The following is a 17,225-nucleotide window of genomic DNA, read 5'->3' as shown; positions in this document are numbered from 1 at the left end:
GTGACAGTGACATCGGAGCGAAGGCGGGTAAGCCTCACCCCGTGTTTTCACTTTGGATATACGGTGAAATGTGTAGCGCGATCACTCCTGCTATTAAGTTCGGCGCTAATGGCGGTGGCGCCTCTGTGGTACAGTGAGTTTGAATAACATCTTGTTAAGCACTTACACCTGCTAAGCAGTAACAAACAGTATTGGCACTTTGTATGAATGAGCAAAAGGGTAAAGAAGTAGCGCTTCGCGTGACCAGCCTTAAGGCGCTTGCGGAGTTGGCCGACTATTCGCTGCTGGATTCTTTGACCCGCGACCCGGACGCGACGGATGATGGCGAGGATTATCGTCCACGGGAGGTTTTTTCGGGCCACTATGTGCCCGTTAAACCCACACCTATTCCCGAGCCTGAGTATGTTGCCCACAGCAGTGATTTTTTTCGCGAGCTTAGTTTTGACGACAATCTTGCGCACACAGAGGGATTTCGCCGCCTCTTCTCCGGGGATATGTCTGACCTTCCCGCGCCACTGCGTAAAGTCGGTTGGGCTACGGGTTATGCGCTGTCTATTTATGGCACCGAGTACACTCAGCAGTGTCCGTTTCAGACGGGCAATGGCTATGGCGATGGCCGCGCTGTATCGGTGCTCGAAGCGGTTATCAACGGCCAGCGCTGGGAGATGCAATTAAAAGGGGGTGGTCGCACGCCTTACTGCCGCGGCGCCGATGGTCGCGCAGTCTTGCGCTCCAGTGTGCGCGAGTTTCTGGCGCAGGAGCATATGCACGCGCTGGGTGTGCCTACCTCCCGCTCGCTGTGTTTGTATGTTTCTAAAACCGAGACGGTCCAGCGGCCCTGGTATTCGCAAGGCTCGTCCAATACCGATCCGGATACGCTGGTATCAGAACCTGTGGCTATTTCCACACGGGTGGCACCCTCGTTTTTGCGGGTGGGGCAGCTAGAGCTGTTTGCCCGCCGGGTGCGCGCCCAGGCCCATGCCGATTCATTGGAAGAATTGGAAAAAATTGTTCTGCATTTAATTGACCGAGAATACGCAAGCGACATTGATTCCGATTTGTCGCTACCCGAAAAACTGGTGGCACTGACCTCAGACTTTCGCGAGCGGCTGACTTCGCTGATTGCCAACTGGCTGCGGGTAGGTTATTGCCAGGGCAACTTTAACAGTGACAACTGCGCGGGCGGGGGTTATACGTTGGACTATGGTCCTTTCGGTTTTTGCGAGCGGTTTGATCCCTACTTTCAACCCTGGACCGGCGGCGGACAGCACTTTTCGTTTTTTAATCAGCCGGCGGCGGCGGAGCAGAATTTTCTTTCCTTTTGCAGCGCACTGCGTCCTTTACTGTTATCTCACCCCGAACAGCTACAGACATTCGACGAGCTCCAAAAGGGGTTTGGCGTTGTCATGCAGCAAAAGCTTGAGAGTATGTTTGCCGCCAAGCTGGGGCTAGAATCTCATAACGCCGAGCTGCTTAACGAGCTGCTGGCGCTAATGATGAAAACGCCGGTGGATTACACCATCTTCTTCCGCGAGCTCTCCTATATACCTGAGAGCCTGGAGCCTTTGCGCCAGAGCTTTTATCAAGCGCCGTCCGCCACGCTTGAGGCACAATGGTCGAGCTGGCTGGAAAAATGGCGTTCGTTGATTGGTCCGGATAATACGGCCGAATTGTCGCAGACAATGTTGCAGATCAATCCTAAGTACACCTGGCGCGAGTGGTTGGTAGTGCCGGCATACGAGCGGGCCAAGCAGGGCGATTACACCCTGGTAAGAGAGCTGCAGGAGGTACTCACCCGGCCCTATGATGAGCAATCGCCGCAAGTCGAGGAAAAGTACTACAGGCTCAAGCCGCCGGAGTTTTTTCTGGCCGGCGGGGTATCCCACTACAGTTGTTCGTCTTGAGCCCGCAACAGGTCGCAAACGATTGCACTGCATGCGGGTGCTCGGGCAATGCCGCTGAGTGACGCCCGAAAATCCTGGCTCTAACTCAAATCGTTCCCTTTGCTATGGGGGTAGGCGATACGCACTTTTTCCATCAGGCTCAGGCCGATTTTGCGGTCGTAGTAGGCCGCCTCATTGATAAACGCCCCGTACACGGTTTGCTCGCCCTGGTAGGTAATTGTCTCGCCGGCCAGGGTGATAAACAGCGGGTCGCCGGGGGCAATGGGTTGATAATCTCGATCTTGTAGATCGGGGTGAATCATACCGGCGATTTCGCCGTGTTCATCGACCGGGAAGGGGATTTTTTCGATAAACCGGTAGCCGGTTGTTTCGGCGGGTATCTCGGGTTTGTGGCCTTGGTTGTATTGCTCAAGGTAATCCAGCGCGTGCATAACCGCTCTGTGCGTATCGGCAGACACCTGGTGCCTTAAGAGCCCCTGAGGAATGGGCCCCACTTCGATAACCAATCCGCCATAACGTCCCATGGAGCGCAAAAAATTGTCTTCCAGCCGGTCGCTGGGTTGAAAAAATAAATGCGCGTCTGGCATTTTTTGCTTGATGTAAAAGGCGGTTCCGATCACCAGCGGGTGATCGGAGTTAAACACCACGGTCATGCCCATATTGGCGGTGGTGGTGTGCATATCGATCACAAAATCCACCCGCGGGTTTTCTTTGGGGCCCAATTGCTCGTTGATCATCTTGGCTTGTTGTTGTTCACTGCCCTGCAGCGCCGGGTTTTGCAAATCTTTGAGGTTGAACTGGCGGTTCAGGTCCTGATCGATATAGCGCCGCATAGTCTTGATGGCCGCCGGGTTGGTCAGGTGAAGCTCGGTGGCAAAGCTATCGCGCTTAACTTCCTCGGGATGCGATTGCCAGTGTTTCACCAGATAGACACCGGTAGACTCGTTGCCGTGTGTGCCGCCGGTGACTGCAACTTGCGTAATGATGTCGTTCATACCGTAATGGGCCTCGGAGTGAGATTAAAGGGTGCGGGGGATTTGTGATGAGTGATGGTGCACAATGGGGTTGGGTTTGGACAGATCCATTACATAGCTAAAGCGCGCCTCAAAATTCAGAACTTCACCGTCGACGGCAAAGCGCCAGTTGTAAATGCCGCCCAGGGTATAGAGCTGGTTTGATAAATCCTGAACGATCAAGGTTTTTTCATGCAGCGCAATACTCAGCTCCGGCCGGCTGCCCAACTGTTCAAAGTACTCGCGCAGTTTTTCCGGTGTGTTGCGGGTGCGGTTGGAAAAGGTGGGAATCAAAACCGCGTTGGCATCGTACAGGTTGAGCAGAGTTTCTACGTCGGCGTTGTTCACCGCTTGCATCCACTGATCCAAAATTTCTCGGGGAGTTGGCTGAGTCATTGTTTTTCCTCGTCTTAAAGGCGAAAAATATCGGTTAAGTGTGGTTTGTGTTGGTTTCCAAAAATCGAATTCTTTTACCCTGTGGGGTTTCGGTTAACTGTTCGTCGCGCACGACGGCTTTGCCGCGTATTACCGTATGAATCGGCCAGCCTGTTATGGGCATGCCGTCGTAAGGTGTCCAGCCACTTTTGCTGGCAATCCAGTCGTTACGGATAATCCGCTCGGCCTTCATGTCCACCAGAGTTAAATCCGCATCATAGCCCAGTGCGATACGCCCCTTGCCCTCGATGCCGAAAATCCGTGCTGGCCCCGCACTGGTCAGGTCGACCAAGCGCTGCAGGCTTAGTCGACCGGCGTTAACATGATTGAGCATGGTGGGCAGCAGGGTTTGCACCCCGGTCATGCCGCTGGGGCTTTGCGGATAGGGCTTGGCTTTTTCTTCCTGTGTATGGGGGGCGTGGTCACTGCCGATCACGTCTACTACGCCATCTTGGATGGCTTGCCAAAGTGCTTGCTGATGGTGCCGCTCGCGCACCGGTGGGTTCATTTGAGCCAAGCTGCCCAAGCGCTCGTAGCATTCGGGTGCGTGCATAGTGAGATGATGCGGCGTGGTCTCCACGGTGACGCGTCGTTTATGCTGCGCCAGAAACGCCATTTCTTCGGCCGTGGTGACGTGCAGTACATGCAGGCGGCGACCGGTTTCCTCGGCAATTGCCACCACGCGGCGCGTCGCTTTAAACGCGCTTTCCACATCGCGCCAATAGGGGTGATCGCAGACGTCGCCACTGGCTTCGGCAAGCATTTTGCGCTCGATCAACCGCGCCTCGTCTTCGGCGTGTACGGACATACGACGCTTGCCGTTTTTTAAAATGCGACGCAGCACTTCGTCTTCATCGGTCAGTAAGTCGCCAAACGAGCTGCCCATAAATACTTTGACGCCCGCGCAGCCGGGCAAAGTTTCAAGCGTGTGTAAATGCTCGGCATTGGTAGCCGAGCCGCCAATGTAAAACGCATAGTCGCACCAGGCGCGTCCGTCGGCCGCATCCAGTTTGGCTTTTAAGTCGGACTCCCACAGGGTGAGCGGGTTGGTATTGGGCATTTCAAATATCCCGGTCACGCCACCGAGAACGGCGCCTCGGGTGCCGGCTTCTAAATCTTCTTTGTGGGTTAAGCCTGGCTCGCGAAAATGCACCTGGCTGTCGATAACTCCCGGAAGAATATACAGGCCAGTGGCGTCGATGCGATCTTCTGCCGTCCAGGTGCGGTGTAATTCACCCAACGCGACAATCTGGCCGTCGATGCACGCCAGGTCGATACGCTCGGCGCCATTGGGGGTAATAGCGGTGCCGCCATGGACCAGCAAGTCGGCGTGGCGGGTGTCTAGCCTTTGCGATAACTCCCGTGTGTGACTCATACCGAGTGGCTCCCCAGGCGTTGCCACAAAGCCCGAAGCCCGTCAGCGCGAGTGTTTTGATCCGGCGCTTTGACTTCATCCAGCAATCTCTCAAGTGCCTGCTCTATTGGCAGAATACCCAAGTCTTCGCCATCGCGGGTGCGCACTGCTACGGTGCCCGCGTCGCGCTCTCGGCCGCCGGCGACCAGCAAGAAGGGCACCCGCGCCAAAGTTTGTTCGCGAATTTTGTAGCCAATTTTTTCGTTGCGGGTATCTGCTTCGGCGCGGAGGCCGGCACCGCGCAGCAATTGGGCTACGTCTTGTGCGTAGGCGGCGTGGTCATCGGTAATCGACAGCACGGCCACTTGCACCGGCGCCAGCCAGGCGGGCAATTTGCCGGCAAAGTGTTCGATCAGAATACCGGTAAAGCGCTCCAGCGATCCGAACAGAGCGCGGTGCAAAAGCACCGGACGTTTGCGCTCGCCGTCTTCGGCGACATACTCAATGCCGAAGCGCTCGGGCAGGTTCATGTCCACCTGCAAAGTGCCGCATTGCCAGTCGCGGCCAATGGCATCGCGCAGTACAAATTCCAATTTGGGGCCGTAAAACGCACCTTCGCCTGGGTTGAGCTGGTAGCTCAGGTTCATGTCTTCCAATGACTTAACCAATGCGCCTTCGAGCAGATCCCAAGTTGCGTCATCGCCCATGCGGTTGTCCGGGCGGGTAGAGAGCTTGAGGTGGATATCGTCAAAGCCAAACTCACGGTAAATATCCAACACTAGCGTGACAATCTCGCGGCACTCGCTGTCCATTTGCTCTGGCGTGCAGTAAATGTGGGCATCGTCTTGGGTAAAGTGGCGCACACGCAATAGTCCGTGCAACGCGCCCGAGGGTTCGTAGCGGTGTACCTTGCCAAACTCGGCCATGCGAATGGGCAGGTCGCGATAACTTTTTAAACCGTGACGATAAAGCAATACGCTGCCTGGGCAGCTCATGGGCTTGAGTGCCAGCACGCGACCGTCTTCTGTCTCGGTGGTGAACATATTGTCGCGGTAATTTTGCCAATGGCCGGAAACTTCCCATAAGCTGCGGTCCATGGCATCGGGAGAATTAACCTCTACATAACCCGCGTCTTGTTGCCGACGTCGCATATAGCTGATCAGTTCTTGAAACAAGGTCCAGCCGTGTGGGTGCCAGAATACCGCGCCGGGGGCGTCGTCGTGAAAATGAAACAGGTCCAACTCGCGCCCCAGCTTGCGGTGGTCGCGCTTCTGCGCCTCTTCAATGCGTTGCAAATAAGCCTTGAGGGCCTTTTTATCCGCCCAGGCGGTGCCGTATATACGTTGCAGCTGCTCATTTTGGGCATCGCCTCGCCAATAGGCGCCAGAGAGTTTGGTGAGTTTAAAGTGTTTGAGAAAGCGTGTATTGGGCACGTGCGGGCCGCGACACATGTCGACGTACTCTTGGTGAAAATACAGACCCATTTGCTGTTCGTTGGGCATATCTTCCACCAAACGTAACTTATAGGTTTCATCGCGCTGGCTGAAAGTATCGATGACCTCATCACGCGGCAGTACGCGTTTGATCACGTCGTAGTCTGAGTTGATCAACTCACGCATACGAGTTTCAATCGCCGCTAAATCCTCCGGGGTAAAGGGCCGCTCGTAAGCGATGTCGTAATAAAAGCCATCGTCGATCACCGGGCCGATAACCATTTTTGCCTCGGGGTAGAGCTGTTTAACCGCATGGCCGATCAAGTGCGCGCAGGAGTGGCGGATAATCTCCAGTCCTTCATCGTCTTTGGGGGTGATAATCTGTAGCGAAGCGTTGTGATCAATCGGGTCGCAGGCATCCACGAGTTTGCCGTCCACCTTGCCGGCGAGGGTGCTTTTTGCAAGCCCGGGGCCGATGGCGCTGGCCACATCCAGAACTGTGGTGCCCGTGGGGAATGTCCGCTGCGATCCATCGGGCAGGGTGAGAGTAATGAATTGAGGGGCGCAGGTTGGTGTAGCTTGGGTCATGGCGATGCAATCTTCGTTAAATGGTACTGATGGTGGCTTACACAGAGGGCTCATTACGTAGGTAGAGCACGCGGGCTAAGTGCAGCTCTCTTTTGGCCTTTGTTTACGGCGTTGGCAGCTCTGTTTTCGCCTGCTCGAACCAATGCAAGGTTTGTATTCGCTGTTTCTCACCGTAAAGCCGCACGAATTGTGTGGTCGTGTGATCATTGGGGTTGTTCAGCGATTGCAGGCGCTTTTCAATGTATTCGGCGGTCAGCGGTATCTGACAAATCTCAGTGATACAGTGGCGCCATTGTTGGTAGGTTTGAGGTACGATTGAATCCGTCATAGTAATTAATCCAAAGTAAAATGGCCGGGGAAAGGTCCGCTCTTTTACGCCTGGCGACCGCAGCACTTTTTGTATTTTTTGCCATTGCCACAGGGGCAGGGCGAGTTTCGGCCTATTTTAGGTTGATCGCGTTTTATCGGTGCCTGCGGTGCGCAACAGCTGGCGCTGGCGCAGCAAGAGCCCGAATCTTGTGTGGATTCGTCGTTGGAATATTGTTCAGTGTTCATAAGTCAAAAACTCTCTCGGCAATTGGGTTGTATTTCGTATCAATAACCACGGCATTATGGGCGTGCAAACTTTCCTGGTGCTCGACTTTAAACGTGTAATCCTTAACCCAGGTGCACTGCTCCAGCATGGTTTTTAGTTTACGCGCGGCGTCTTCGCAGAACATTAGGTTTTCGGCGTTTAGTCTTGCAAATTCCTGCTCGTCACTGCGTTTGACCATGGTTTGCACTGGCGTGGCCAAAGTGGTTTCAATTTGCGTGATCAGTGAAAGCAGCGAGGGCCAGTTTTGGTCGCTCAATACTAAATTCAAATACGCGTACGAGCGCTGGCTATGGGGCGTGGCGACACTGGTGGTCTCTACCCAGGCCAGCAAATCTTGTTTGTCTATCTGCTCCCCTGAAAACTGCGAGTCAATGGCGCCCGCCAGCAGTTGTCGCGATAGCGCAGCCGAGCAAGGGCAGGTACTGGAATAGGGAACAGTGAGCGCCAGCCGGTAGCTGTTTACGCCTTGATGATGCTCGCCGGTAATTGTCACATTGTAAGATTGAAAACCCGTCTCGTTGCTTAGTAGAGAGGGTTTTGCCAGGCAGAGATCAAAACTTAAATCGAACTTGGCGCTTTTGCTGATAGGCCCCTGAGACGACACCATGTCGTTCAGTAGTGCGTCGAGTTGCGCTTTGTCGCATAGCTTGCCTGCCAACTGGTTCAGGCGCCGATGCAGTCGCGACATGTGTATGCCCTTGGCGCCGGGGTCGTCCAGACTGACATAAAGATTGCCCTTTGCCGCGACGGTTTGCTCAGTGCCAGTATCACTGGAGAGTGTCACAGGAACGGCAATCGCCTCCATGCCCACCCAGCGCAATCCGTTGGTGACTGAAGGCGTACGGGTATTGGCAATGTCGGGCAGTTGTTTGTTTTGTTGCATAAAAAATTAACTAATCGATGTTTTGGAAAAGGCGGTTGTCGCCTTAAACTTAAGATGGATTTGCGGTTGCCCGCACGCGTTTTTCCTGCGTATCGACCTTTAAGTAAAAGCACGAAGGGCGTCCCGTATGACAGGCCGCGCCGCGTTGCTCCACCTTGCACAGAATGGCATCGCCATCGCAGTCAAAGGACATTTGAATAAGCTCTTGTACATGCCCGCTGGTTTCTCCTTTGCACCACAGTTGCTGACGGCTGCGCGACCAGTAGGTCATGCGCTGATGGGTAATGGTGTGCTCCAGTGCGGTGCGATTCATCCAGGCGAACATTAACACCTCGCTGCTGCCGGCATCTTGGGTAATAACAGGTATCAATCCCTGTGCATCAAACGCCAGCTGATCGATCACTTCGTCTAAGGGCAATGGCTCGTGCCCATTTTCAAGGGCGATAAAGTAGGAGCGCTTCATGAAGCCTGGGCCGGGTTTTGGCTGGGGCAAGGGCAGGCTTTGCTTTCGTGTGTGCGGCACAGCCGGAAGTTCATCCAGTGCCCCAGAGCGACACAGGTTGCGCCCGCCAGCGTCAGTAGCTTCTCGCCAGCTTCGCCAATGCGTGCTTCGCCCAGTGCCACCGCCAGTACTAACAGAGTTAAGCCGATCGTGCCTAACAGTAGAACGCGCACGCGGCGGTGCTTTTTGCAGCCCAAAGTCAAGGCGTAAAGACTGCTGGGAATAACAGCTACCACCATCCAAAAATGAAAGGATTCATGGTCCAGTGCCAGTGCGGCAAGGCTGGGTAATAAAGCCAGTAATAATGGCAGTGCCAGACAGTGGATGGCGCAGGCGAGGGAAAGGGTGATGGCGAGTTTGTCGGTTAATATTTGCGCGGATTTCATGGTGTTAAATTCCAGTTGTGGATACGGTTTCTATTTGCTGGTCGCTGCGGTGGTGGTAGTAGCTGTTCGCGCACGGTTAGCGGGCGAATCATCGGTGCAGTGGAGAGGCTTTGAGCTCGTATCTTTGCAGTCATTGCAAATACAGTTCATCTCCAACTGAGGGCTTTTGAGTTCGAAGCCGGCATCGGCCACCGTTTGTTTCAGGGTTGATATGGTGTCGGGTTTAATAATAATTTCTCTTACCTTATGGCAGACTTGGCAGATTAAAAACTGCGGCGCGTCGTGGCTGTGGCGTTCGCAAATGTGCGCGCAGGCAACGTACTTATTCGCCAGGTTGAGCCGGTGCGCCAGATGCTCTTGCTCCAGAAACTCTAAAATTCGATAAACCGACATGGCCGAGAATGTCTCGCCGAACTCGTGTTCGCAATAGTCGATTAATTCATAAGCTGACAGTGCTTTTTTGCAGTTCAAAAGACCCGCCAGAACCTGCTTGCGTTTGACGGTTAAGCGGGTGCCGCGAGCACTGCAGTTTTTATCGGCCTGGGCGATAAGTTTCTCAACGTTTGTGCGCATGGTTATTTAAAACTGGCTGTGGCGCTCTTGGGGGTCAGGGTGGCTCCGCCCTGCGCCGATGGGCTTATCCACATCAGGTTGATTTTGCTTAGGCTTGGGTAGTGTTGGAAGAGTTTTACCTCAATCTCTTCGGGGTAGGCCTCGGCCTCGCAGCGATAATGGTAGCGGGCGCCGATTTCGCTGTGCCCGCCTTTATGGTTATGATCGCTGTGTTCGTGTTCGTGTTCGTGTTCGTGTTCGTGTTCGTGTTCGTGTTCGTGGCTGTGATCGCTGTGTTCCACCTCGGCTTGCAGCGCGGATACGTTCACAGAAGCGCTCGCCAGTTCGCACTGGTGGTCAGCAAAGTCCAAAAACGTGTCGGGCTGTTGCAGTTGCTGTTGGGCATTTTTTAGTAAGGCCTTTTCAACGGCACTGTTGGCCTTGTGTTCAAATCCCACCAGGTTGACGCCCGGGGATAACAGCTCCACGTCCAGAGTATTGTTGGCCATGACAATGGTGAGTTCGGCTTCTCCGTGTGTGTGAGCCGGCATGCCGGCGCCAATTACCCCGGCCGCGCTGCTGAGTATCGCGGCCATCAACAGCGCTCGCACTGAAGCGCGAGCGGACGGTGAAGTCTTGTACTTAGTGCGGATAGTATTCATGTGATGGCATCCATAGTAAGAAACAGGCGTCGTTGCGGAGCAATTAGCTCTGGCGAGCGGTGCACAATGCCGTGGCCTTCATTGCCGGGCCAGTCTTCACCCTTTAACAACGCGACATCGCCGGTGTTGAGCTTACGAATAGATGAGGCGTTTAAATAGAGCCCGGATTCTCTGTCGGCTTTGCCTTCGGCGCCGCGCCCTAATTTGCCGCGATCAATCACGCTGTTGTCGAGCCATTCGGTCGCCGGGCCACAATAAGTAGTAATCAGGCGACAGCCCAGTTTGTCGACGTGAAAGCGCGGGCAGGTAGCCGAGCTGGCGGTGCACAGTCTCAGGCCTACGGCCTTGGCACCCAGCAGGCAGGTCACCATATCCGCCAAGATAATCACATCGTCAATAAAAGCCTGACGTAGCACATGGTCAGGTAAGCGTTTGCACAGTTCGTGTTCCAGCGATTTTAAATCGCTGGACAGGCGTATCTCGGTGGCATGTGGCTGCTGCTCCAGCACAAACTTGCTGTACTGCGCAACCTGCGCTGGCAGGTGCCGCTGCCAGACACACAGATTAGTTTCGGCGTTATACAAGTCGGTGAACACGGCTGGGTCAGTGCTCTGGCTGAGCCCCGCGGGTGCAGCAATAATTTCAGCGGCTTGTTGCATTACTCACTCCAGCTGGGGAAAGGGTCGGGTAGTTTTTTCCAGTAGTCTTTACCGGCAATCATTTCGTCATCGTTTAACAGGCAGGCATCCAAGGTTTCGGTCATTCCGGCTTGGTCTAACCCCTGGCCGATAAACACCAGCTCCTGGCGCATATCACCAAAGGGTTCTTGCCACTTTTCCTGAATGAAGCTGAGTGTGTCCTCGTCCTCGGGCCAGTATTGCTCGGGCACCGCGCGCCAGAACATCCCGGCCGCCCCGTGCCGGGCAATGCCGCCCGCCTGACTCCACTGGCCGGCAAACTCGGGGCGCGAGGCCAGCCAGAAATAGCCTTTAGAGCGAATCAGCCGACCATTGGGCGCAGGGCTTTGCATAAAGTCGAAAAACTTGCGCGGATGAAAGGGCCGGCGCGCGCGATAGACAAAGCTGCTGATGCCGTACTCTTCGGTTTCGGGGGTGTGTTCGCCGCGCATTTCTTTTAGCCACAGGGGCGATTGCTGGGCACGGGCAAAGTCGAAAAGACCAGTACCCAGTACACGATTCAGCGGCACTTCGCCGTTTTTGATCGGCACCAATTGTGCGTCGTGGTTTAGCCCGCGCAATAAACCTTCTAAGGTTTGCAGCTGTTGCTGGTCCACCAAATCGGTTTTGCTGATGAGTATGACATCGGCAAACTCCACCTGCTCGACCAGCAGGTCGGTGACACTGCGCTCGTCTTCTTCGCCCAGGCTTTCATCCGAGTCGCGCAGATCTTTGGCCTGCTGGTACTCGGCCATAAAGTTGACCGCATCGACTACCGTGACCATGGTGTCCAGCTGGGCAATGTCCGACAGGCTAGTGCCGTCCTCATCGGCAAAGGTAAAAGTTTCTGCGACGGGTAAGGGCTCGGAAATACCGGTGGACTCAATCAGCAAATAATCAAATTTTCCGGACTCGGCAAGCGCACGTACCTCCAGCAACAGATCTTCGCGCAGGGTGCAACAGATGCAGCCATTACTCATCTCTACTAGCTTCTCTTCGCTGCGATTCAGGCTGACATCGTTTTTCACCGAATCGGCGTCGATGTTGACTTCACTCATATCATTGACGATGACCGCCACGCGACGGTTTTCGCGGTTGTGTAATATATGATTGAGTACCGTGGTTTTGCCCGCGCCCAGAAAACCGGACAGAACGGTAACGGGTAGCTTTGCTTGTTCAGTCTGCATAAAATTTCTCTTTCTCTTCGCTAATCACTTTAACGTCGGTACCGAACTCTGCGGTCGGTCTAATCAATAAACGTTCAATGCCAATCGGCTCGCCGGTCTCCAGGCAGTAGCCGTATTCGCCCACATGTAAACGGCGCAGTGCAGCGTCAATTTTGCGCAGCAGCTTGTATTCCCGATCAGCCAGTCTGAGCTTAATTGCCATGTCGTCCTCGAGTTGTGCACGGTCGGCTTCGTCGTTGCACTCCGGGGGGTGAGCAAGCTGCTGCTTTATCTGCTCAATGTGGTTTTGGGTTTCTTGCTTCAGGCTTAGCAGGTGATGCTTAAAAAACGCCTGTTGTTCGGGGTTCATGTAATCGCGCTTGGGCGCCTTGCGTAGTTGTTGCTCGGTTAGCATGTGGACTCTCCCGCTTGCGGCAGGCGACGGCAGTGAAAGCGATTGCTTAAATGTCCCGCTATCAGCAGCAGGCCGCCGCTGATTGAAAGCGCCGCTTCGGCCTCGTGCGGGGCGAATAAGGCGGTAACCAAGAGAGCTAAGCCGCTAAAGCCCGACGCCGTGGGTAACCAGCGGCCGTGCCGCTTTCTGCCGCTGGGGAAACTGGCCAGTGCCAGCGCGGCAATGGGGATGATCAGTACAAGGTGTACCCACTCCGAGGTAAACAAACTGCCGATCAGGCCCAGGCTTCCAATGGATAGCAAAATAGGGGTAGCAATACAGTGGATTAGGCACAGGCCGGAGCACAGTGCGGCGGTCTCGTCTTTCATGGCGCTCTCTCAGAAATAAAACGTTATAACATAACAATAAGGCAAGGGGTGCATCCGGTCAATAGTGGCTGCACTCTGCGCAGGCTGGCCCAAGACCTTGAGTCGCGCTATGGCTGGAGGTTTGGGTAGGTCTTCAGTTGGTGCAAGCGTGGATAGTTCAGCTTCTCAGCACAAGAGCAGCAGGCCTGGAACCGCCTTGAAAGTGGCTCCTCCGCCAAGGGGTGCCGCTTGACCGTTCTGGCAGACGAGGCGGTTATCCTGCGCCACTTCGGGTTCAATATAAAACTTGAGCGGGCTAATACGGGCCGATAAACTTGTTTTTTTTGAGGCAAATCTGGAGTGGCTCGGCTATAAATTAAAGTGCCCTCTTGGGGGGACGGTGTCAGGGAGGGACACTGGTTTATAAACTCATTACTCGGATCCGGCCTTTTTGAAAACATTTGTCTCAATAGCGCTTTTGGCGTTTGCGTACTGGGGGGTAGGGCTTTTGGCGCTCACCCTCGCTATTCCGCCAGGTTTTGCCAGTGCTATCTTCCCGCCCGTGGGTATCGCTGTGGGCGCCGTTATGCTGTTCGGGGTGAGGTTGCTGCCCGGGGTGTTTCTGGGGTCCTTGCTGCTGAATATTTCAGTGAGCTGGCAAAACAGCGGCGAGCTAACCGCTCTTAGTCTTCTTATTGCCAGTGGGATTGCCCTGTCGACCACGGCAGCGGTATTGCTGGCTAAAAAGTTGTCGGCTTTTATCCTGAAGGGGCGACCGGCGTTCACACGTGAAGCCGATATTGCTAGCTTACTCATTTTGAGCGGGCCCATTGCCTGTTTGATCAGCGCCAGTGGCGGTGTTGGCGTGCTTTACGGTTTTGGTGCCATCAGTGCGCAGAGTGTGGCCTACAGCTGGTGGACCTGGTGGGTTGGCGACAGTATCGGCGTCATGTTGGCGCTGCCGGTTATGTACATAGCCTTTGCAGAGCCCCAAGCGGTCTGGCGCGGACGGCTGACGAGTGTGGGCTGCCCGATTGCAGCCGCGACCGCGTTGATGATTGTGGTGTTCTTTCGTATCAACAGCGCTGACCTGGACCGGCTGGATAAATCTTTTCAGCAGTTGAGTATTCCTTTTGCGGCCAATTTTCAGTCCGCTCTTGAAGATCACGTCGGTGTTCTGAAAAGCATCGACGGCCTGTTCCAGGCGTCGGAGAATGTCTCGGCGGATGATTTTCGACGGTTTAACGACAATACCCTGGAGGGTAATCGGGTGATTCATGCGATTTCCTGGAACCCTCTCATTCCCCTAAGTCAGCGTGTTCACGAAGAGCGGTTATTGCGCGAGCGTGGGCTGCCCGGTGTCATTACCGAGCGTGCGGCTAATGGCGCCCTGATTCCTGCGGCCGAGCGCGACGACTATATTTTCGTCAAATATATAGTGCCTGAGCAAGGCAATGAAAAGGCGCAGAGCTTCGATGTCGGGTCGGTGCCGAACCGACGTGAGGCGTTGGCCCGAAGTGCCCGTACAGGAACTGCGCAAATGACTCCTCCGATTCAATTGGTGCAGGACACCATAGACAGTAAGGCGCTGTTGGTTTTTTATCCGGTGTATCGTAAAAGTGCTCGGGAACAGAGTCGGCAAAGTATTCAGGGATTTGCTACCGCCGTTATTGTGACTCAGGAGCTGATTCGGAAAATGATCGCCGACTACGGCCAAACTCCCGCCTTTGCGGTAGCGGTGGACTATGTCGGCCGCAATGAAGAACCCCTGGCGCAAGTGGGCGAAGTGAAAACCTCTGGGTTGTCTTCGCTCATTCGCTTTGAGCAGACTTACCCTTTCGCCGGAGGGGCGCTGCGATTAAAGCTTGAGCCAACCGAGTCTTTCGTGGCCGAGCATCACAGCGCACACACCTGGCCGGTGTTGGCCGGAGGGTTTTTATTTTGCGCCCTCTTGGGGGGCTTTTTGCTGTCACTCAGCGTGCGCGCTGAGCGTATACGAGAGTTGGTCAATGAGCGCACCAAAGAGCTCTCATCGATTCTCAATAGTGCGACGGATGCCATTTTAACGGTGGATGGCAGTGGCAAAGTGTATCGCTATAACCCCGCCGCCTTAACACTTTTTGCGGCCAGTAAAGAGCAGTTGCAGCAATCGAGTATCGAGCAGTGGTTAGAGTTTTTAGATCGCCAGGGCGAAACCCTTGAGTCGATTCTGACCGCCCATTTAAATGCCACCATTGAAACCACGTTAATTACCCAGAGTGGCCAGCGCCTAGCGGTCGAGGTGGGGGTGAGTCAAGTATGGCTGGGGCAGGTGCCCCACTATGTGATTATGCTGCACGACATTACCGAGCGCAAAAAAGCGGAAAAGCTCAAAAGCGAGTTTGTCAGTACGGTTAGCCACGAATTACGCACACCGCTCACTTCAATTTTAGGGTCGTTAAAATTGGTGCAGGCGGGGGTGACCGGGGAAATTAGTGATAAAACTCGAAATATGGTGGCTATCGCGCGTAACAATACCGAGCGCTTGAGTGTGCTTGTTAACGACATTCTCGATGTCGAAAAACTGGAGTTTGACCAATTAAAAATCATCCTCGAGGCTGTGCCTATCACCGCCATCATGCAGCAGGCTCTTCGCCAAATGCAGGGCTACGCGGATGGCTATGAGGTGGAGCTGGTTTTGAACGTGTCGCCTGACATAACAGAATACGATCAAGTTTTGGCTGATCCTCATCGGGTTATGCAAATAATGTCTAACCTGTTATCGAATGCTATTAAGTATTCTGACTCTGGCGAACCAGTTATCGTATCGCTTGCGAAACTTGAGGGACAGATTCAGATTACGGTAAAAGATTTTGGCCGCGGTATGCCAGATTACTTCCGCAAGCAAATATTCCAGAAATTCTCTCAGGCGGACTCCACGGATAAGCGTGAAAAGGGGGGCACAGGCCTTGGGCTTTACATCGCTAAAGCTCTAACCGAAAAAATGCATGGCAGCATCGACTTTGAATCCGAGCTGGGCAAGGGCAGCGAGTTTTTTGTGCGCCTTCCGTTGATCGAGCAACCTGAATAAGTCGGTCGACTCCGGCGCTTTCGACCACGCAAATTCAGGTTGGGCGATTGTGAAGGCGGTGGCAGTCCTACTGTACCCGACTTGTTATTCAGCCATAAGACAGGCCACAAGCTCCTGTTCCAGCCTTTCGCCATCCAGAGCATCACTGTGAATCATTTCCAGACGGCTGTCATCACACTCGTCTAACTCCAGCATTTTTACCACGCCTTCTGCCATGTTCAGTGCCACTATGCCTTCATCGGTAATCACGACCGCTTTAAGGCGGTCGCAGGTCAGGCCGTTTATCCAGTTAAATAGTGCCGCCAGGGTAAATACGCGCGAGGGGTGAATGGCCCAGCCGCAGCTGTGATAGCCCTGGCCTTGGTGGTGCTTGCAAACAATCGGCTGATCTTCATCGGGGGGTGGTAAGGTGGCGGCGGGGTAATTGTCATGATGATGGTGGGCGTGATCGGGCAGGGGGATGTGGTGATTGTGAGGCAGGTTTAACCAGTGCTGATCCAGTTCGCCGTTATTGGCGGTCGTTAGGGGGCGCTCAGCTAATTGCCATTGGCGCAGTATCGTCTCCATGGCGAGTAAATGATTTTGTTCGGCCAAATCGGTTTTTGTCGCTACCAGTACGTCCGCGACATCCAGTTGCTGACGAAAAATCTCGTTGGCCAAATGCCTGTCACTTTCAAAGTGGCGCGGGTCTATGAGCGTTAGGCATGCTTTAAGGTCAATGACTCCCTCAAAGTGATCGCTCAGGGTTTTTAGTACTTCCAGCGGGTGGCCCAGCCCCGTGGGCTCAATCAGCAGCCGATCAAAACGCTGGCGGCGCAGCAGTTGCGCCAATCCAATCTGCATGGGCAGCCCCGCCACGCAGCACATACAACCGCCGGGAATTTCTTTAACCTCGGCACCGCCCTCGCGCAAAAGCGCACCGTCTATACCAACCTCGCCAAACTCGTTAACCAATATGGCCCAGTTTTCATGATCAGGTTTGTGGCTTAACAGGTGACGAATCAGGGTGGTTTTGCCCACGCCTAAAAAGCCGGTGATGATGTTCGTGGGAATTGGATTCATGTTTGTCCTGGTTACGGGTTACGGGTTACGGGTTACGGGAAATGTGGCTGCATGTGGAACGTTAAAAACCACTTTTTGACAGAACGTCAGTAAAACACAAAATTGTCCAGCGTCCAGCGTCCAGCGTCCAGCGTCCAGCGTCCAGCGTCCAGCGTCCAGCGTCCAGCGTCCAGCGTCCAGC

The 17,225-nt window shown here is 54.3% G+C and carries 18 protein-coding genes; 2 read left to right on the top strand and 16 right to left on the bottom strand.

What is annotated here, in order from left to right; translation table 11 throughout:
- The first annotated feature begins 203 nt into the window (after positions 1–203).
- A complete protein-coding gene (locus tag M6D89_RS15840) occupies positions 204–1,904 on the top strand; it encodes a protein adenylyltransferase SelO family protein (protein ID WP_253969074.1) in 1,701 nt (566 codons plus the stop codon).
- Positions 1,905–1,984: 80 nt separating this feature from the next.
- Here M6D89_RS15840 and M6D89_RS15835 read toward each other — a convergent pair whose 3' ends face one another.
- The 15 genes from M6D89_RS15835 to M6D89_RS15765 all read right to left on the bottom strand — a co-directional run bounded on the left by M6D89_RS15835 (position 1,985) and on the right by M6D89_RS15765 (position 12,933).
- Complete coding sequence (locus tag M6D89_RS15835; protein ID WP_253969073.1) at positions 1,985–2,899, bottom strand: aspartoacylase; 915 nt, start codon at positions 2,897–2,899, stop codon at positions 1,985–1,987.
- Between the two features lie 24 nt (positions 2,900–2,923).
- Positions 2,924–3,313, bottom strand: coding sequence for a nuclear transport factor 2 family protein (locus M6D89_RS15830; RefSeq protein WP_253969072.1), 390 nt, complete (start codon positions 3,311–3,313; stop codon positions 2,924–2,926).
- A gap of 34 nt (positions 3,314–3,347) precedes the next feature.
- The gene (locus M6D89_RS15825; RefSeq protein ID WP_253969071.1) at positions 3,348–4,727 is read right to left on the bottom strand and encodes a dihydroorotase; all 1,380 of its coding nucleotides are present in this window, start codon (positions 4,725–4,727) and stop codon (positions 3,348–3,350) included.
- Positions 4,724–6,727: a threonine--tRNA ligase gene (gene thrS / locus M6D89_RS15820; protein WP_253969070.1), complete on the bottom strand. Its 2,004-nt coding sequence runs from the start codon at positions 6,725–6,727 to the stop codon at positions 4,724–4,726. Before thrS ends, M6D89_RS15825 begins: the two co-directional genes overlap by 4 nt.
- A gap of 103 nt (positions 6,728–6,830) precedes the next feature.
- On the bottom strand, positions 6,831–7,055 hold the full coding sequence (locus tag M6D89_RS15815) for a hypothetical protein (RefSeq protein WP_253969069.1): 225 nt from the start codon (positions 7,053–7,055) through the stop codon (positions 6,831–6,833).
- Positions 7,056–7,099: 44 nt separating this feature from the next.
- Positions 7,100–7,282, bottom strand: a complete 183-nt coding sequence (locus M6D89_RS17310) for an SEC-C metal-binding domain-containing protein (RefSeq protein ID WP_272496045.1) — start codon at positions 7,280–7,282, stop codon at positions 7,100–7,102.
- Positions 7,279–8,205: a GTP cyclohydrolase FolE2 gene (gene folE2, locus M6D89_RS15805; RefSeq protein WP_253969068.1), complete on the bottom strand. Its 927-nt coding sequence runs from the start codon at positions 8,203–8,205 to the stop codon at positions 7,279–7,281. The genes M6D89_RS17310 and folE2 overlap by 4 nt, the downstream gene beginning before the upstream one ends.
- A 49-nt stretch (positions 8,206–8,254) precedes the next feature.
- Complete coding sequence (gene hisI, locus M6D89_RS15800; RefSeq protein WP_253969067.1) at positions 8,255–8,668, bottom strand: phosphoribosyl-AMP cyclohydrolase; 414 nt, start codon at positions 8,666–8,668, stop codon at positions 8,255–8,257.
- Entirely contained in the window at positions 8,665–9,093 is a 429-nt protein-coding gene (locus tag M6D89_RS15795) for a MerC domain-containing protein (protein WP_253969066.1), read from the bottom strand. Before M6D89_RS15795 ends, hisI begins: the two co-directional genes overlap by 4 nt.
- Positions 9,094–9,123: 30 nt before the next feature.
- On the bottom strand, positions 9,124–9,666 hold the full coding sequence (locus tag M6D89_RS15790; RefSeq protein ID WP_253969065.1) for a Fur family transcriptional regulator: 543 nt from the start codon (positions 9,664–9,666) through the stop codon (positions 9,124–9,126).
- A 2-nt stretch (positions 9,667–9,668) separates the two neighbouring features.
- Positions 9,669–10,307: a DUF2796 domain-containing protein gene (locus M6D89_RS15785; protein WP_253969064.1), complete on the bottom strand. Its 639-nt coding sequence runs from the start codon at positions 10,305–10,307 to the stop codon at positions 9,669–9,671.
- Positions 10,304–10,966, bottom strand: coding sequence for a DUF1826 domain-containing protein (locus tag M6D89_RS15780; protein ID WP_253969063.1), 663 nt, complete (start codon positions 10,964–10,966; stop codon positions 10,304–10,306). Before M6D89_RS15780 ends, M6D89_RS15785 begins: the two co-directional genes overlap by 4 nt.
- A complete protein-coding gene (gene zigA / locus M6D89_RS15775) occupies positions 10,966–12,171 on the bottom strand; it encodes a zinc metallochaperone GTPase ZigA (protein ID WP_253969062.1) in 1,206 nt (401 codons plus the stop codon). The genes M6D89_RS15780 and zigA overlap by 1 nt, the downstream gene beginning before the upstream one ends.
- On the bottom strand, positions 12,161–12,565 hold the full coding sequence (locus M6D89_RS15770; protein WP_253969061.1) for a TraR/DksA C4-type zinc finger protein: 405 nt from the start codon (positions 12,563–12,565) through the stop codon (positions 12,161–12,163). The genes zigA and M6D89_RS15770 overlap by 11 nt, the downstream gene beginning before the upstream one ends.
- Entirely contained in the window at positions 12,559–12,933 is a 375-nt protein-coding gene (locus tag M6D89_RS15765) for a MerC domain-containing protein (protein WP_253969060.1), read from the bottom strand. The genes M6D89_RS15770 and M6D89_RS15765 overlap by 7 nt, the downstream gene beginning before the upstream one ends.
- A gap of 430 nt (positions 12,934–13,363) precedes the next feature.
- Between M6D89_RS15765 and M6D89_RS15760 the strand changes: the two genes are divergently transcribed.
- Positions 13,364–15,982, top strand: coding sequence for a CHASE domain-containing protein (locus M6D89_RS15760; RefSeq protein ID WP_253969059.1), 2,619 nt, complete (start codon positions 13,364–13,366; stop codon positions 15,980–15,982).
- 84 nt (positions 15,983–16,066) lie between these two features.
- Here the strand turns inward: M6D89_RS15760 and M6D89_RS15755 are convergent, their stop codons facing one another.
- Complete coding sequence (locus M6D89_RS15755; RefSeq protein ID WP_253969058.1) at positions 16,067–17,044, bottom strand: CobW family GTP-binding protein; 978 nt, start codon at positions 17,042–17,044, stop codon at positions 16,067–16,069.
- Positions 17,045–17,225: the final 181 nt, after the last annotated feature.

The sequence above is a fragment of the Gilvimarinus xylanilyticus genome, assembly GCF_024195295.1.
Lineage (GTDB): Bacteria > Pseudomonadota > Gammaproteobacteria > Pseudomonadales > Cellvibrionaceae > Gilvimarinus > Gilvimarinus xylanilyticus.
The sequence above is the reverse complement of the archived record's forward strand: the minus strand, read 5'-3'. Positions and strand labels throughout refer to the sequence as shown.

Bases quoted from the DNA above. Each gene is read 5' to 3' on its own strand.
- M6D89_RS15840 (WP_253969074.1), top strand. From the start codon at position 204: ATGAATGAGCAAAAGGGTAAAGAAGTAGCGCTTCGCGTGACCAGCCTT.
- M6D89_RS15835 (WP_253969073.1), bottom strand. From the start codon at position 2,899: ATGAACGACATCATTACGCAAGTTGCAGTCACCGGCGGCACACACGGC.
- M6D89_RS15830 (WP_253969072.1), bottom strand. From the start codon at position 3,313: ATGACTCAGCCAACTCCCCGAGAAATTTTGGATCAGTGGATGCAAGCG.
- M6D89_RS15825 (WP_253969071.1), bottom strand. From the start codon at position 4,727: ATGAGTCACACACGGGAGTTATCGCAAAGGCTAGACACCCGCCACGCC.
- thrS (WP_253969070.1), bottom strand. From the start codon at position 6,727: ATGACCCAAGCTACACCAACCTGCGCCCCTCAATTCATTACTCTCACC.
- M6D89_RS15815 (WP_253969069.1), bottom strand. From the start codon at position 7,055: ATGACGGATTCAATCGTACCTCAAACCTACCAACAATGGCGCCACTGT.
- M6D89_RS17310 (WP_272496045.1), bottom strand. From the start codon at position 7,282: ATGAACACTGAACAATATTCCAACGACGAATCCACACAAGATTCGGGC.
- folE2 (WP_253969068.1), bottom strand. From the start codon at position 8,205: ATGCAACAAAACAAACAACTGCCCGACATTGCCAATACCCGTACGCCT.
- hisI (WP_253969067.1), bottom strand. From the start codon at position 8,668: ATGAAGCGCTCCTACTTTATCGCCCTTGAAAATGGGCACGAGCCATTG.
- M6D89_RS15795 (WP_253969066.1), bottom strand. From the start codon at position 9,093: ATGAAATCCGCGCAAATATTAACCGACAAACTCGCCATCACCCTTTCC.
- M6D89_RS15790 (WP_253969065.1), bottom strand. From the start codon at position 9,666: ATGCGCACAAACGTTGAGAAACTTATCGCCCAGGCCGATAAAAACTGC.
- M6D89_RS15785 (WP_253969064.1), bottom strand. From the start codon at position 10,307: ATGAATACTATCCGCACTAAGTACAAGACTTCACCGTCCGCTCGCGCT.
- M6D89_RS15780 (WP_253969063.1), bottom strand. From the start codon at position 10,966: ATGCAACAAGCCGCTGAAATTATTGCTGCACCCGCGGGGCTCAGCCAG.
- zigA (WP_253969062.1), bottom strand. From the start codon at position 12,171: ATGCAGACTGAACAAGCAAAGCTACCCGTTACCGTTCTGTCCGGTTTT.
- M6D89_RS15770 (WP_253969061.1), bottom strand. From the start codon at position 12,565: ATGCTAACCGAGCAACAACTACGCAAGGCGCCCAAGCGCGATTACATG.
- M6D89_RS15765 (WP_253969060.1), bottom strand. From the start codon at position 12,933: ATGAAAGACGAGACCGCCGCACTGTGCTCCGGCCTGTGCCTAATCCAC.
- M6D89_RS15755 (WP_253969058.1), bottom strand. From the start codon at position 17,044: ATGAATCCAATTCCCACGAACATCATCACCGGCTTTTTAGGCGTGGGC.